This is a genomic window from Streptomyces sp. NPDC056452, from assembly GCF_042796085.1.
In the GTDB taxonomy this organism is placed as follows: Bacteria; Actinomycetota; Actinomycetes; order Streptomycetales; family Streptomycetaceae; genus Streptomyces.
The window spans coordinates 147,229-161,851 of the sequence record NZ_JBHTRI010000003.1 but is presented as its reverse complement, the minus strand read 5'-3'; the positions used below and the strand labels follow the sequence as shown (position 1 = coordinate 161,851).

At 69.5% G+C, this 14,623-nt stretch carries 16 protein-coding genes; 4 read left to right on the top strand and 12 right to left on the bottom strand.

Features of this window, described 5'->3' with window-relative positions; translation table 11 throughout:
- Window positions 1-140 precede the first annotated feature (140 nt).
- The gene (locus ACFQ6X_RS04495) at window positions 141-1,718 is read left to right on the top strand and encodes an alpha/beta hydrolase (RefSeq protein ID WP_383175758.1); all 1,578 of its coding nucleotides are present in this window, start codon (window positions 141-143) and stop codon (window positions 1,716-1,718) included.
- A gap of 66 nt (window positions 1,719-1,784) precedes the next feature.
- Here the strand turns inward: ACFQ6X_RS04495 and ACFQ6X_RS04490 are convergent, their stop codons facing one another.
- The 7 genes from ACFQ6X_RS04490 to ACFQ6X_RS04460 all read right to left on the bottom strand — a co-directional run bounded on the left by ACFQ6X_RS04490 (window position 1,785) and on the right by ACFQ6X_RS04460 (window position 8,282).
- Window positions 1,785-2,834 (bottom strand): NAD-dependent epimerase/dehydratase family protein, encoded by a 1,050-nt coding sequence (locus ACFQ6X_RS04490; RefSeq protein WP_383175755.1) that lies wholly within the window; start codon window positions 2,832-2,834, stop codon window positions 1,785-1,787.
- Between the two features lie 65 nt (window positions 2,835-2,899).
- Window positions 2,900-3,610 carry a lysophospholipid acyltransferase family protein gene (locus ACFQ6X_RS04485; protein WP_383175752.1) on the bottom strand — a complete coding sequence of 237 codons (711 nt, stop codon included), beginning with the start codon at window positions 3,608-3,610 and terminating at the stop codon, window positions 2,900-2,902.
- 155 nt (window positions 3,611-3,765) lie between these two features.
- Window positions 3,766-3,924: a hypothetical protein gene (locus ACFQ6X_RS04480; protein WP_329213465.1), complete on the bottom strand. Its 159-nt coding sequence runs from the start codon at window positions 3,922-3,924 to the stop codon at window positions 3,766-3,768.
- Window positions 3,925-3,990: 66 nt separating this feature from the next.
- Window positions 3,991-4,941 (bottom strand): cytochrome c oxidase assembly protein, encoded by a 951-nt coding sequence (locus ACFQ6X_RS04475; RefSeq protein WP_383175749.1) that lies wholly within the window; start codon window positions 4,939-4,941, stop codon window positions 3,991-3,993.
- 110 nt (window positions 4,942-5,051) lie between these two features.
- On the bottom strand, window positions 5,052-6,077 hold the full coding sequence (locus ACFQ6X_RS04470) for a 6-phosphofructokinase (protein WP_383175746.1): 1,026 nt from the start codon (window positions 6,075-6,077) through the stop codon (window positions 5,052-5,054).
- Between the two features lie 203 nt (window positions 6,078-6,280).
- A complete protein-coding gene (locus ACFQ6X_RS04465) occupies window positions 6,281-7,009 on the bottom strand; it encodes a glutamine amidotransferase (RefSeq protein WP_351178879.1) in 729 nt (242 codons plus the stop codon).
- A 34-nt stretch (window positions 7,010-7,043) separates the two neighbouring features.
- Window positions 7,044-8,282: a MurT ligase domain-containing protein gene (locus tag ACFQ6X_RS04460; protein WP_329213472.1), complete on the bottom strand. Its 1,239-nt coding sequence runs from the start codon at window positions 8,280-8,282 to the stop codon at window positions 7,044-7,046.
- A gap of 114 nt (window positions 8,283-8,396) precedes the next feature.
- Here ACFQ6X_RS04460 and def point away from each other — a divergent pair, with 114 nt between their 5' ends.
- Entirely contained in the window at window positions 8,397-8,942 is a 546-nt protein-coding gene (gene def, locus ACFQ6X_RS04455) for a peptide deformylase (RefSeq protein ID WP_383175742.1), read from the top strand.
- A 20-nt stretch (window positions 8,943-8,962) separates the two neighbouring features.
- Here def and ACFQ6X_RS04450 read toward each other — a convergent pair whose 3' ends face one another.
- Entirely contained in the window at window positions 8,963-9,613 is a 651-nt protein-coding gene (locus tag ACFQ6X_RS04450) for a TetR family transcriptional regulator (RefSeq protein WP_383175739.1), read from the bottom strand.
- Between the two features lie 182 nt (window positions 9,614-9,795).
- On the opposite strand from ACFQ6X_RS04450, the gene ACFQ6X_RS04445 reads away from it, so the two are divergent.
- Entirely contained in the window at window positions 9,796-11,022 is a 1,227-nt protein-coding gene (locus ACFQ6X_RS04445; protein ID WP_329213478.1) for an acyl-CoA dehydrogenase family protein, read from the top strand.
- Between the two features lie 60 nt (window positions 11,023-11,082).
- Here ACFQ6X_RS04445 and ACFQ6X_RS04440 read toward each other — a convergent pair whose 3' ends face one another.
- From ACFQ6X_RS04440 to ACFQ6X_RS04430, 3 genes are read right to left on the bottom strand one after another with little or no spacing between them, the layout of a single operon-like run.
- A complete protein-coding gene (locus ACFQ6X_RS04440) occupies window positions 11,083-11,574 on the bottom strand; it encodes a glutathione peroxidase (RefSeq protein ID WP_383175736.1) in 492 nt (163 codons plus the stop codon).
- Between the two features lie 32 nt (window positions 11,575-11,606).
- Entirely contained in the window at window positions 11,607-12,149 is a 543-nt protein-coding gene (locus ACFQ6X_RS04435) for a GNAT family N-acetyltransferase (RefSeq protein WP_383175733.1), read from the bottom strand.
- A gap of 19 nt (window positions 12,150-12,168) precedes the next feature.
- Complete coding sequence (locus tag ACFQ6X_RS04430; protein WP_383175730.1) at window positions 12,169-12,744, bottom strand: helix-turn-helix domain-containing protein; 576 nt, start codon at window positions 12,742-12,744, stop codon at window positions 12,169-12,171.
- A 148-nt stretch (window positions 12,745-12,892) separates the two neighbouring features.
- On the opposite strand from ACFQ6X_RS04430, the gene ACFQ6X_RS04425 reads away from it, so the two are divergent.
- Window positions 12,893-13,324, top strand: coding sequence for a hypothetical protein (locus ACFQ6X_RS04425; RefSeq protein WP_383175727.1), 432 nt, complete (start codon window positions 12,893-12,895; stop codon window positions 13,322-13,324).
- On the opposite strand, the gene ACFQ6X_RS04420 is transcribed toward ACFQ6X_RS04425, so the two are convergent.
- Window positions 13,281-14,612 carry a chloride channel protein gene (locus ACFQ6X_RS04420; RefSeq protein WP_383175724.1) on the bottom strand — a complete coding sequence of 444 codons (1,332 nt, stop codon included), beginning with the start codon at window positions 14,610-14,612 and terminating at the stop codon, window positions 13,281-13,283. The two genes, ACFQ6X_RS04425 and ACFQ6X_RS04420, sit on opposite strands and share 44 nt — an antisense overlap.
- Window positions 14,613-14,623: the final 11 nt, after the last annotated feature.

The following is a 14,623-nucleotide window of genomic DNA, read 5'->3' as shown; positions in this document are numbered from 1 at the left end:
CGGGACGGGGTCACCGGTTATTGGTTCGGTAAAGAAACATGCGTACGCCCTGTTCGCAGCAACCCCACAGACGAAAGGATCCGCTGGACATACGAACACCTGCGCCACCAGCGGGCGCATCACACAGGGGGAGGTTCCACTTGAGACGCACAGCAGTGCTCGGCTCGGCCGGCACTCTGATCGCGGGCACGCTCATAGCGGGGGCGATAGCCGCACCGGCAGCCAGTGCCGACGGCCGCCACCACGGCGGTTCCGAGGCACGCGGCGTCCAGGTCGCCGCGGCCCGAGCGGCGAGAGCCGGCATCGACTGGACGGACTGTCCGGCCGACTGGGCGCTCGCCACACCCATCCAGTGCGGATGGGTGACCGTGCCGGTCGACTACGCCAAGCCGAACGGCAAGCAGATCAAGCTCGCCGTCGACCGGCACGTGAGCACGGGCACGAAGGACGAGCGCCAGGGCGCGCTCCTCTACAACCCCGGTGGCCCCGGCGGCTCCGGTATGGCGTTCCCGAGGCGCATCGTCACCAAGAACCCGCTCTGGGCGAAGGCGGCGAAGGCATACGACTTCGTCGGCTTCGACCCGCGCGGTGTCGGCCACTCGGCGCCGATCTCCTGCATCGACCCGCAGGAGTTCGTGAAGGCCCCGAAGGCGGACCCCGTACCCGACAGCGAGGCCGACAAGCGCGCGCAGCGCAAGCTCGCCGCCGAGTACGCGGACGGCTGCGCCGAACGCAGCGGCGACATGCTGCCGCACATGACCACGCTCAACACCGCACGCGACCTGGATGTCATCCGCGCCGCGCTCGGTGAGAAGAAGCTCAACTTCCTGGGCGTCTCCTACGGCACCTACCTGGGCGCGGTCTACGGCACGCTCTTCCCGGACCACGTGCGCCGCATGATCGTCGACAGCGTGGTCGATCCTTCGAAGGACAACATCTGGTACGAGGCCAACCTCAACCAGGACGTCGCCTTCCAGGTGCGCTGGGAGGACTGGAAGGCGTGGGTCGCCAAGAACGACGCCGTCTACCACATCGGCGACACACCCGAGAAGGTCGAGCAGGCGTGGCTGAAGCTGCGCGCGGCCGCCAAGAAGGACCCGATCGGCGGCGTCGTCGGCCCCGCCGAGCTCATCGGGTTCTTCCAGGGTGCGCCGTACTACGACTCCGCCTGGGCACCCACCGCCCAGGTCTGGAGCGACTACCTGGGCGGCGACACCCAGGCGCTGATCGACGCCGCGGCCCCCGACCTGTCGGACACCAAGGGCAACGCCTCCTCGGAGAACAGCAACGCCGTGTACACGGCGGTCGAGTGCGCGGACGCCAAGTGGCCCACCAGCTGGTCGAAGTGGGACCGTGACAACACCAGGCTGCACAAGGACAACCCGTTCATGACCTGGGCGAACGCCTGGATGAACCTGCCCTGCGCGACCTGGTCGGCGAAGCAGCAGACCCCGCTGGACGTCAGGACCGGCAAGGGCCTGCCGCCCGTGCTGATCGTGCAGTCCACGCGTGACGCCGCCACTCCGTACGAGGGCGCCGTCGAACTGCACCAGCGCTTCAAGGGCTCGCGCCTCATCACCGAGAAGGACGCCGGCTCGCACGGCGTCACCGGCCTGGTCAACCCCTGCATCAACGAGCGGGTGGACACCTACCTGCTCACCGGGAAGACCGACCCGCGTGATGTGACGTGCACCCCGCACGCCACACCGAAGCCGTGAGCGTCATCTGAAGTGAGCGAGCGGGCGGCCGGAGTACCAACCGGCCGCCCGTTCCGCCGACCTGGCTCAGGGCCTGCGGTCGTACCCCTCCAGCCAGGCGTCCTCCGCCGCGTAGTCGAAGAGGGCCTCGCCGTAGTTCCGCGCCATCTTCGGGAAGGCATCCGTCCACTCCCGTCCGTGCAGCTCGGACGCGAGCCACTCGACGGTTCCCGGAAGCGATTGCGCATAGTCCGTCACCGGCACATAGCCGAGCTCATGCCGGGCGGACGCCATGTCGTAGACGATCGGATGGGCGCTGGTCCATGGCGTCTCGCCGACGTGACCCTCGGGTGGGGCGCCCGCCACCAGGACCGTCTCGGTCTTCCGACCGAGCACGTCGTCGATGGCCGCGGCGATCTCGGAGACGGTCGGCGCCTGCGGATCCCCGGCGTTGAGCACCCGCGAAGCCGGCCGCAGAGCCGCCAGACGTATCAGCTCGGCAAGGTTGGACACATGGACCGGGTGGAAGCGGCACATCCCGTCGTACGCGAGCACCCGCCGTCCGCGTCCGTCGAGCAGACGCTTGACGAAGTACAGCTCGCGCGGCGTGCGGCAGTACTCCCCGTGTATCGCGCCCGCCCGCAGCAGCGTCACCGGAAGGTCGCCGCCCGCCGCGAGCAGCTCCTGCTCCAGCTGGATCTTCCGTGTCGCGTAGGTCGTGTCGCCGGGGGCCACCGTGCGCTGTGTCTCCGGGATCGGCAGCGGATAGCGAGGGGCGCCGTCGGGCTCGCCCTGGGTGTCGAAGCCGCGCCCCCTGTCGTCCTCGTACACCGCGCCGCTGGAGATGACGACGGCCGAGCCGATACGGCCGGCGAGCCCGGTCAGCTGCCGGGCGTGGGCGCCGTCGAACGCCACCATGTCGACCAGGACGTCGCAGCCGTCGCCGAGCGCGGCGGCCAGCGCCCCCTCGTCCTCACGGTCGAGCGACACGCTGCGGACGTCCGACCCCCACGTGCCGTCACGGCCGCCCCCGCGGGACCCCGCCGTCACGTCCCAGCCGTCCTCGGCCAGGGCGCGCACCGCGGCCCGGCCGACCTGCCCCGTCGCGCCCAGTACGAACGCTCGTCCTCTGCTCATACGGGAAACGCTACGGGGCGCCACAACGCCGGGCCAGGGCGATCTGCCAGGAGCAGACTCCACGCTCAGCGTTGCCGCCGCGGGAACTTTCTGGACTGCTCGGCCTGCGCGGCCTTCACCTTGACCGCGTACTCATCGACGTACTCCTGCCCGGAGAGGCCCAGGATGGCGTACATGATCTCGTCGGTGACCGCGCGGATCGCCGCCTTCTGGTCCTCCAGCCCGGCGTAGCGGGAGAACTCCAGGGGCTCTCCGAAGCGGATCGTGACCCGCTTGATCCGCGGCACGACCTTCCCGGGCGGCTGGATCTCGAACGTACCGACCATCGCGCACGGGACGACCGGGACGCCTGCCCTGATCGCCATCACGGCGACCCCGACCTTGCCCTTGTACAGGCGCCCGTCGTGCGAGCGGGTGCCCTCCGGATAGATCCCCAGCAGCTCACCCTTGCTCAGCACCCCCAGCCCCTCGCGGATCGCCGCCTGACCGGCCTCCTTGCCCGACCGGTCCACCGGAATCTGCCCGATGCTGTGGAAGAAGGCCGCGGTGAGCTTGCCCTTGATGCCGGGGCCGGTGAAGTACTCGGCCTTCGCGAGGAACGTGATGCGCCGCTTGATGATCGCGGGCATCAGGAAATGGTCGGAGAAGGACAGATGATTGCCCGCGACGATGGCCGCACCTTCGGCAGGGATGTGCTCCAGTCCTTCGATACGGGGCCGGAACCCCAGCCGGAGCAGTGGTCCGAGCACGACATATTTCAGGACGTAATAGAACAAGGTCTCTCCCACTCTGGATCGGGCTGGTGACCGTGTTCAGCCAGGTCACAGGAGACAACCTCGCACATCGCCGATCGGCGTGTGTGATCGCCTGCGGCCAGGCCCTCCCGGTCATAGCGGCACCGCACCGGTTGCCCTGGGCGACGCGGACGGACTCAGGTGTCGCGGGTGGCCACCATCCCCAGGGTGGCCAGCCCCAGGACCACCCAGCCGAACCAGAGCCAGCCGTTGCTCCCCAGCGCCACCGTGTACGCCGTCACCGCAACCAGCGCCCCGACGGTAAGCACTCCCATGGTCTTCGTGGATCCGGACATGAGCGCACGCTCCTCATCGGCCGCACGGCCGTTGAAGCCATGGTCACCCCACAGGCGTGCCTGCCGCTACTGTCCGCGGGCCTGCAATGAGGCGAGATAGGCGTTGTACGCGTTCAGCTCGCGATCGCCGTCCCGGTCGGCTGCCCGGTCCACACGCTTGGCCGTCCGCTGCTCGGAGCGGTACCACTGGAAGACCAGCGCGATCAGAACCAGCACCGACGGGATCTCGCTGAACGCCCAGGCGATGCCGCCCGCCCAGTTCTGATCGCTCAGCGGATCGATGCCGAGGGACGCCGGAGGCGTCTTGTACGTCTCCACCATCGGCCCGCTCGCCATCATCAGGGCGATACCGAAGAACGCGTGGAACGGCATGCCCGCGAAGAGCTCCAGCATCCGCATCAGATAGCCCGGCCGGTGCGGCCCGGGGTCCACGCCCATGATCGGCCAGAAGAACACCAGGCCGACGCCGAGGAAGTGCACCATCATCGCCAGATGGCCGGGCTTCGACCCCATCAGGAAGTCGAACAGCGGGGTGAAGTAGAGCGCGTACAGGCTGGCGATGAAGAGCGGGATCGTGAACACCGGATGCGTGACGATCTTCATGTAGCGGCTGTGCAGCAGCATGAGCAGCAGTTCACGCGGCCCGGTGCGGTCCCGGCCCGCGACCGGAAGCGCCCGCAGCGCCAGTGTCACCGGGGCGCCCAGCAGCAGGAGAATCGGCGACAGCATGCTGATCACCATGTGCTGCACCATGTGCACGCTGAACATGACCATGCCGTAGTCGTTGAGCTTGGTGCACATCACCAGAGCGATGGACAGCACGCCGACGACGAAGAAGACGATCCGGTTGACCGGCCAGGCGTCGCCGCGCCTGCGCAGCCGCAGCACCGCGTACCCGTAGAGAGCCAGCGCGGCGACGGAACCGACAAGGAAGAACGGGTCCGCGGAGAACTCGAGCCCGCGTCCCAGCGTGAACGGCGGCAGATCCATGTTCATGCCGTGCCCGCTGTGATCCATCTGTTCACTCCCGCCGGGGCGTCCCCGATTCGTGCCGGTTGTCCGGTCCAGACTAGAACCGCCCCCGGCCGCGGTTGCGGGCGGGGGCGGTTCGTGGACCTATGTGTCGGTCAGAGCACGCACTGGGCCTCGGCGTAGCGCTCGGCGGGGACCGTCTTCAGGGTCTCCACGGCCGCCGCCAGCGGGACCATCGTGATGTCCGTGCCGCGCAGCGCCGTCATCATGCCGAACTCACCGCGGTGGGCCGCCTCCACCGCGTGCCAGCCGAAGCGGGTGGCGAGGACGCGGTCGTACGCGGTCGGGGTCCCGCCGCGCTGGACGTGGCCGAGGATCACCGGGCGGGCCTCCTTCTGGAGGCGCTGCTCCAGCTCGATGGAGAGCTGCGTCGCCACACCGGCGAAACGCTCGTGCCCGTAGATGTCCTTGGTGCCCTGGTTGAACTCCATGGAGCCCGCGCGCGGCTTCGCACCCTCGGCGACGACGACGATCGCGAACTTCTTGCCGGCCGAGAAACGCTGCCCGACGAGCGCGGTCAGCTCGTCGATGTCGAAGGGCCGCTCGGGCACCACGATGGCGTGCGCGCCGGCCGCCATGCCGGAGTGCAGCGCGATCCAGCCGGTGTGCCGCCCCATGACCTCGACGATGAGCACCCGCTGGTGCGACTCGGCCGTGGTCTTCAGCCGGTCGAGAGCCTCGGTCGCGACGCCGACAGCCGTGTCGAAACCGAAGGTCACATCGGTGGAGGCGATGTCGTTGTCGATGGTCTTCGGCACACCGACGATGGGCAGCCCCGCCTCGGAGAGCAGGTTGGCCGCCTTCAGCGTGCCTTCGCCGCCGATGGGGATGATCGCGTCGAGGCCGAGGTCGGCGACATGGCCCTTGGCCCGCTCCACCCCGTCACGCAGGTGGGCCGGCTGGACCCTGGAGGAGCCGAGGATCGTGCCGCCGCGGGCGAGGATACCGCCGACCGCATCGAGGTCGAGCTTGCGGTAATCGCACTCGAGGAGGCCCTTCCAGCCGTCGTGGAAGCCGATGACCTCGTCGCCGTGATCTACCACCGCGCGGTGCACGACGGAACGGATGACGGCGTTCAGGCCGGGGCAGTCGCCGCCGGAGGTGAGCACACCAATTCGCATTGCCCGGGAAACCTTTGCAACGTGGGCCGACGACCGGACCACGTCGTCCGGTTGGATCCCCGCCACCCTACCGGCGCAAGGTGGCGGGACCGAACCCACCGTCCGCCTGCTGGACGTCCACCGGCCGTACACGAAACCCCACAGCTACGGGCAGCCTGTCAACAGGGCGTGCCCGCAGGGGAGACCGCGACGGCCGGGAGGAGTCAGGCAGGCTGCGTCGCCGCGGCGATCCGCTCGGAGCGGAGTGCCTCGTACCAGCGGTCGTCGCACGGCGGCAGCGCGTTCACATCGAGGGCCAGCTTCAGCAGGTGGTCCGCGATCAGCGGATTGCGTGCCAGCACGGGGCCGTGCATGTACGTGCCGAAGACCGTGTCGTTGTACGCGCCCTCGGTGCCGTCGCCCGTGCCGTTGCCCCGCCCGATCCGGGTGCGGGCGAACGGCCGGGCCGTCGGGCCGAGGTGGGTGATGCCCTGGTGGTTCTCGAATCCGGTCAGCGGCGGGAGCCCCAGGTTCGGATCGATGTCACCGAGCACGTCGCCGACGCACCGGGCGCCCTCGCCGCGCGTGGAGACCACATCGAGCAGCCCGAGGCCGGGCTCGCGCTCGCCGAGGTCGTTGATGAACTCGTGCCCGAGGATCTGGTAGCCCGCGCAGACCGAGAAGATGATCGCGCCGTTGGACGCGGCCCTGCTCAGCCCGCCGTCACGGCGCAGCCGCTCCGCGGCAAGACGCTGCGGACGGTCCTCACCGCCGCCGATCAGATAGATGTCGCCCGAGGTGGGGATGGGCTGGTCGCTGCGCACGTCGACACGCGACACGTCGAGACCGCGCTGCCGTGCCCGGCGCTCCACCACGAGGGCGTTGCCCTGATCGCCGTAGGTGCTGAGGAGGTCGGGGTAGACCCACACCAGCCGCAGGCTGTTGTTGCTCATGCTTCGTCCTCTCCGGGGGTGGCCGGCGCCGGGGTCAGTTGCCGACACGACGGCGCAGGTCCTGGAAGGCGGTGTAGTTGGCGATGACTTCGATGCGGCCGGGCGGAGCCATCTGGACGGCCTCGTCCAGGGTCTCGCAGACACGGAAGTCCAGTCCGGCGACCTCGAGCCGCACCGCGAGGTCCAGCTTGCGGTCACCGAGCACGAAGATCGGGTGGCCGTACAGCTGGGTGTAGTCGACGTCCCACAGCCACGAGGTGTCCGTACCGTCCGCGCCTCGGGCGTTCACGGAGAGGATCACCGGGGTGGGCGGGGGGTCGATCAGGGAGAACGTCTCGAGCCAGCCCGCCGGGTTCTTCGCCAGCAGGAGCCGCAGCTCGCGGCCGAGGAAGGTGACGACGTCGTAGCGGCCCGCGACAGCCTGCACCTGGTACATCCGCTCCAGGGCGACCTGCGGCGGCACACCGAAGACCGCGGCGACCGCGGCCGAACTGGTGGCGTTCGCCTTGTTGGCCCGGCCCGGCAGCTGCAGATGGATCGGCCACGCGGAACCGTGCGGGTCCAGGACGTAGTCGCCGTTGAGCGCCCAGCTGGGGGCGGGACGGCGGAAGCCGCACTCGCCGCAGAACCAGTCGTCGCCGGGGCGCTGCATCACACCGCCGCAGGACGGGCAGGACCAGGCGTCGTCCTTCCACGCCTGTCCGGCCGCGACCCACACCACGTTGGGGGAGGAGGACGCCGCCCAGACGATCAGCGGGTCGTCCGCGTTGGCGACGATCACGGCCTTCGAGCCGGAGAGGCCCTCACGCCACTTCTCGGCCAGCATCCGGGTCTCCGCGGCACGGTCCAGCTGGTCGCGGGAGAGGTTGAGCAGCGCGATCACCTTCGGCGTCGTATCGCGTGCGACGCCGGCGAGATACTTCTCGTCGACCTCGATCACGCCGTACTTCGCGTCCGATCCGCCGGCCAGCGCGGAGGTGATTCCCGCGGGCATGTTGGCGCCGAGCGCGTTCGACACGACGGGCCCAGCGGCCCGGAGCGCCTCGGCGATCAGCCGGGTGGTGGTCGTCTTGCCGTTCGTCGCGGACACGAGGATCACGTCCAAGTGCTGCGCCAGCCGCCCCAGCAGGTCGGGGTCGAGCTTGAGCGCCACCCGGCCGCCGATCACCGATCCGCTGCCACGCCCCGCAGCGCGCGACACCGCCGCCGCGGCCTTGCCCGCCGTCACGGCGAGCTTGGCCCGCGGCGACAACGGCTCCGTGTTGCCTGCCATCGTCCTAGATCCTCCTTGCATCAGTCCGCGCCCAGCCTATCGATGTCCGGCGCGTCGACCGCACCTCGGCACCACGGGGAACGTGGAGGTCACGTGGAACGTACGCTTCTCCCCATGCGAAACCGCCCGATCCCCGGCAGTTCCGGACTCGTTCGTGCCCTGAGTCTGCTCGGCGACCCGGTGCTCCACAGTCCGTGCGAGGACGTCACCGACTTCGGGCCCTCGCTCGCCCGGCTGGTCGAGGACATGTACGCCACCATGTACGCGGCGCAGGGGGTCGGGCTCGCCGCGAACCAGATCGGCGTCCCGTTGAAGGTGTTCGTCTACGACTGCCCGGACGACGACGAAGTCCGACATCTGGGACATTTCGTCAATCCGGTACTCGTCGAGGCGGACGGCATCACCGTACGCGGGCCGGAGGGGTGCCTTTCACTTCCCGGCCTCGAAGCCGGTACCCAGCGCTTCGACCATGCGGTGGTCGAGGGCAGGTCCATGACGGGCGAGCCGGTGCGGGTCACCGGCACCGGCTGGTTCGCCCGCTGTCTTCAGCACGAGTGCGACCACCTGGACGGCCGGGTCTACACCGACCGGCTGACCGGACTGCGCCGCGCCAGGGCGCTGCGCGCGGCCCGGCGGGCGCCGTGGGGGCGTACGGACTGACTCCGGAGGCGGGGGGCGGTTCAGAAACCCTGGCCGCCCGGCAGGTCGCCGGCCTCGGCCAGCCTGCCCCAGAGCAGGTCGGCGAGGCTGCGTACCAGCTGTTCGCGCGAGCAGGGGCGGTCGCCGAGCCACCAGTCCCCGGCCGCGTGCATCATGCCGACGATGCCGTGGCCCCAGATGCGGGCCATCTGTTCGCTGTCCGGGCCGAGGTCGACCCGTTCGGCGATCACCTTGCCGAGCTCCTCGCCGAGGCGGCGCAGCAGCGGGGCGGAGTGCCGGCCCACGTCGAAGCCCTGCTCGGGGGAGGGTGCCGCGTCGTCGGACGGGTGCATCAGGAAGCGGTAGACCTGGGGGCGGGCCTCGATCGCCGCGAGATAGGTGTCCAGGGTCGCCTCGACCCGTTCGCGCCGCTCGGAGGGGGCGTCGAGCGCGGCTCGCAGGGCGCTCAGCAGTGCGTCCGTGTGGCGTTTGCCGAGGGCGCGGTAGAGGCCGCCCTTGTCGCCGAAGTGACGGTAGAGGATGGGCTTGGTGATCCCGGCCTCCGCCGCGATCGCGTTCATCGACGCTTTCGGCCCGTCCCTGAGCACCACTCGGTCCGCCGCTTCGAGCAGCTCCCGGCGGCGGCGCTCGGCCGCCGTCCGCTGTCGCTCGGCCCCTCGTGTGGTCTCCATGTCGTATCTCCCCGCCCCGGCCAGCCGTCCTGCGATCTCTTGACGCCCGGGCAACGTAACACCATGCCCCGCCGCGCGCGGATCCGCGTGTGACCGGTTGACAGTGGCTACTTGCTGGTAACAGACTGTTGTTACCGCGAGTAACGCATGTTTTTCATTTTACGGAAGCGCATGGAGGGAACATGGCCGAGTTCACGCTCGATCTCAACGACGACCAGAAGCAGGTCCGTGACTGGCTTCACGGCTTCGCCGCGGATGTGATCCGCCCGGCCGCTTCGGAGTGGGACGAGCGTGAGGAAACGCCCTGGCCCGTCATTCAGGAGGCGGCCAAGGTCGGCATCTACTCCCTCGACTTCTACGCCCAGCAGTTCTTCGACCCTACGGGTCTCGGCATCCCCGTGGCTATGGAGGAACTCTTCTGGGGCGACGCGGGCATCGCCCTGTCGATCGTCGGTACGGGCCTGGCGGCCGTCGGCGTCCTCGCCAACGGCACCGAGGAGCAGATCGGCACCTGGATCCCGCAGATGTACGGCGACGCGAACGATGTGAAGGTCGCCGCCTTCTGCTCCTCCGAGCCGGACGCCGGCTCCGACGTCGGCTCGATGCGTACCCGCGCGGTGTACGACGAGGCCAAGGACGAGTGGATCCTCAACGGCACCAAGACCTGGGCGACCAACGGCGGCATCGCCAACGTCCACGTCGTCGTCGCGGTCGTCGACCCGGAGCTGGGATCGAAGGGCCACGCCTCGTTCATCGTCCCGCCCGCCACCCCGGGCCTCTCCCAGGGACAGAAGTTCAAGAAGCACGGCATCCGCGCCTCGCACACGGCCGAAGTGGTCCTCGAGGACGCCCGTGTCCCCGGGCACTGCCTGCTCGGCGGCAAGGAGAAGCTGGACGAGCGCCTCGCCCGGGCCCGTGAGCGTGCCAAGTCCGGCGGGGAGCGCGTCAAGAACGCCGCGATGGCCACCTTCGAGGCGTCCCGCCCGGCCGTCGGCGCCATGGCGGTCGGCACCGCCCGCGCCGCGTACGAGGTCGCCCTCGACTACGCCAAGACCCGGACCCAGTTCGGCCGCCCCATCATCGACAACCAGGGCATCGCCTTCCAGCTGGCGGACATGCGTACGCAGATCGACGCCGCCCGGCTGCTGGTCTGGCGCGCCTCCTGGATGGCGAGCGCCGGCAAGCCGTTCACCTCTGCCGAGGGCTCGATGTCGAAGCTCTACGCGAGCGAGACGGCGAAGTCGGTGACCGCCCAGGCCGTCCAGATCCTCGGCGGCAACGGCTTCACCCGTGAGTACCCGGTGGAGCGCATGCACCGTGACGCCGCGATCTACACCATCTTCGAGGGCACGAGCGAGATCCAGCGCCTGGTGATCGCCCGCACCCTGTCGGGGATGCCGATCCGCTAGCGCCACTCCTCGACGTACCGCGGGGCCGGACCGGGCAACGGTCCGGCCCCGCGAGCCGTTCTACTTCTGCGGCAGGCTCGCCTCGATCGCAGCGATGACCTCGGGTGCATCCGGCTCGGTACGGGGGCGGATCCGGGCGACCGGCTCACCGGCCGGGGAGATCAGGAACTTCTCGAAGTTCCACTGGACGTCACCGGCCGCGCCCTCGGCGTCCGCGAGCTTCGTGAGCTCCGTGTAGAGCGGGTGCCGGTCCTCGCCGTTGACGTCGATCTTCGCCAGGAGCGGGAAGCTGACCCCGTACGTCGTCGAGCAGAACGTCTGGATCTCCTCCGCCGTACCCGGCTCCTGGCCCGCGAACTGGTTGCAGGGCACGCCGAGGACGGTGAACCCGCGGTCGCCGTACTCCTTCTGGAGCCGCTCCAGGCCGGCGTACTGCGGGGTGAGGCCGCACTTGGAGGCGACGTTCACCAGCAGGACCGCGGAGCCCTCGTAGGCCCCCAGCGTGGTCGGCTCGCCGGTGAGGGTGTTCAGCGGGATGTCGTGCAGGGTCATGGGATATCTCCTCGATAGCGTGGCGTCGCTGTTCATTGTGACGCCAGGGGATTCGCGGGGCCGACCGCCTTGTAGTAGAAGGTGGTCGCCCGCAGGGTGCCGGCGGGGTCCTGTGCGTACCGCGGGATCGACCCGCACTCCGTCCAGCCCGCCGAGCGGTAGAGCCGTTCGGCGGGACTGCCGGTCTCGGTGTCGAGGATGAGCAGGGAAAGCCCTTCGGCGGCGGCCGACCGCTCGACCGCCTCGAGCAGGGAGCGACCGACCCCCCGGCCGCGGGAGGAGGGCCGCACCATCAGCTTGGCGACCTCCGCGCGGTGCCCGGCGTTGGGCAGCGCGGGCCTGACCAGCCCGATGGTGCCGGCCACCCGTTCCCCGTCACGGGCGATCCACACCTGATGGCAGCCCGTCTCGACGGAGGCCGCCCGCTCCCGCCACCAGTTGGCGGCAGCCCCCCGGTCCAGCGGCGCCAGGAAGCCCACCGAGGATCCACCGTCCACGGTCTCGACCAGCAGGGCAGCCAACTCGTCGGCGTACGTGACCAGTTCGGGGCCGGACACGGAGACGATCTCGGTCATGGAACAAGTCCTTTCACATTCACGGCAGGACGATCATCAGGGCATAGCGGACCCGGTCGGGGCCGGGGCAGTGGAACCGGGAAGGGCCGTGCAGACGGAAGCGCAGGCAGTCGCCGGGGCCGACGGTGTGCGCCGTGCCTCCGACGGTGATCTCGACCGTGCCCTCGAGTACCCAGATGTGCTGCTCCACACCGGGCACGGGCGGATTCTCGTACGTGACGACGGAGCCCGCTGCGAGCGTGCCCTCGATGACCTCGGCACGCAGCCCGGCGTGCGGCGGCGACACGGAACGGCGTACGAATCCGGCGTGTTCGTCCCGCCACACCGGCTGCTGGGCGGCGGGCACGAGCCCCGGCGGCTCCGCCTCCACTTCCATCAGCAGCCGCGACATGGTCCGCTCGTACACCGTGCACAGCTGTCCGAGCACGGTGGTGGTGGGACTCAGCTCGCCGCGCTCCAGTCGTGACAGCGTCGAGCGGCTCACACCGGCGCGGCGGGACAGCTCGTCCAGCGACCAGCCGCGTTCGGTGCGGAGCAGGCCCAGCCGGGTCGCGAGCCGGGCGTCGACGGATTCCGGCGCACCTTGTTCTCTCATATGCGGGATTATATCTCTGAGCAGAGATGTGCGGCAGGCGGTCTACGTGCCGATCGGGTGATGGTGTGTCAGGCTGATAAATGCGACATAAGCCATATGTGGGGCGCGCCCCGCACCGCACATCGGCTGTAGAACCAAGGAGACCGACATGGCTGGAAGTACGAGTGGAGCGCGAACGGACCATGACGTCCCGGACGCGCACAAAACGGTTCCGTCCGGCTGGACGGTGTTCGCCGCAGTGATGATGATCTTCGGCGGGGCCATGGCCATCTTCGAGGGGATCGCGGCCATAGCCAAGGACGATCTCTTCGTCTCCACGAGCAACTACGTGTTCAAGTTCAGCCTGACCGGCTGGGGCTGGGTGCACCTCATCCTGGGCATCGTGGTCGTTCTCGCCGGCTGCGCCCTGTTCACCGGAGCGCTCTGGGCGCGCGCGGTGGGCGTGGTGCTGGCCGGACTCCTGGCCATCGCCAACTTCCTGTGGCTCCCCTACTACCCGTTCTGGTCGATCGTGCTCATCGCGATCAACGTCCTCATCATCTGGGCGCTGTGTTCGGGGCAGCAGAAGGCTCGAGCCTGAGCACGAGGACGTAGGAGACCACGACGGAGACGATCACGAGCGGCATGACCGTGATGCCCTCGGATCCCAGCAGCAGCGTGGCGAGCAGCACCGATGTCATCGGCAGCTTGAGCATCGCCACGCACATCGCCCCGATTCCCATCGCGAAACCCGAGGTGGCGTTCAGGCCGGGCAGGTGCGACAGCGCCAGCCCGCCTGCCGCCCCCAGGAACATCGACGGGAAGATCGGGCCACCTCTGAAGCTGCTCAACGACAAGGCGTACGCGAGCGCTTTGCAGGTGATCAGCACCAGGAGCGTTCCGACCGAATACGCGGCGTCCTCGGCGAGCAGACCGCCGAGGGCGTTCTGGCCCGAGTACAGCACCTCGGACGCGTCCCCTCCCGTGCTCTCGGCGTACAGGAGCGCGAGTACGCCGACGGCCACGCCCATGCCCACGGTGGCGATCACCCTCCGTCGATCGACCCACTCCTGAAGGGCCAGGGAGAGCCTTCTGATGCCCGTCCCCGCGACGGCGGCCGCGACTCCGAGGGCGATGGCCCAGCCGAACTCGGCGACGGTGGGCGTGGGCGTGTGCGGCACGTTCGGGAGGGCGAGGGAGTACGTCCCCAGCCCGGTCCACGATCCCAGCCCGACGAAGATGAGCGCCCCGATGCCCGAGGCGAGCAGCCCCGGCACGAGCACGAGGCCGAGCATCATCCCGGCGAGACCGGACGCCTCCATCAGAAGGAACGCGCCGGCGAGCGGGGATCCCAGGAGGGCGCTGATGGCGGCGAAGCTGCCCGCGGCCGCCACCATGGCGCTCGCGCTCGGCTTGATGCCCGGTTTCAGCAGGCGTACCGCGCAGACGGCCAGCCCGCCGCCGATGGCGATGAGAGGGGCCTCGGGTCCCAGGACCGCACCGAGCGAGAGGGATGCGATGGCGGCGAGCGCGACCCCCGGAAGTTCCGCGGCCGTCGGTGCCCCCGTGTTCACCAGCCCCTCGGCCGGCTTGTGTCCGCTCGTTCCCGGGAGGTAACGGATGCTCAGTCCCGTCAGCAGGCCGGCAACGGCGAGCAACGGGACCGGCCACCACGACGGCGTGCCGTCGAAGCCCAGCGCGTGGGGCAGATCCTTGTAGGTCAGGTTCTGGAGCTCGTGGACGAGTGCCAGAAACCCGAACGCCACGGCGGAGATGGGGACTCCGAGGGCCGCCACCATGACCAGAAGTACTGCGTAACTCCGGGTGCGGATCACCGCGCGCGGATCCGGGGACTCCGTGCCGGGGGGTCCGACCGGTTCGGCCGACATGGTCATGGTCT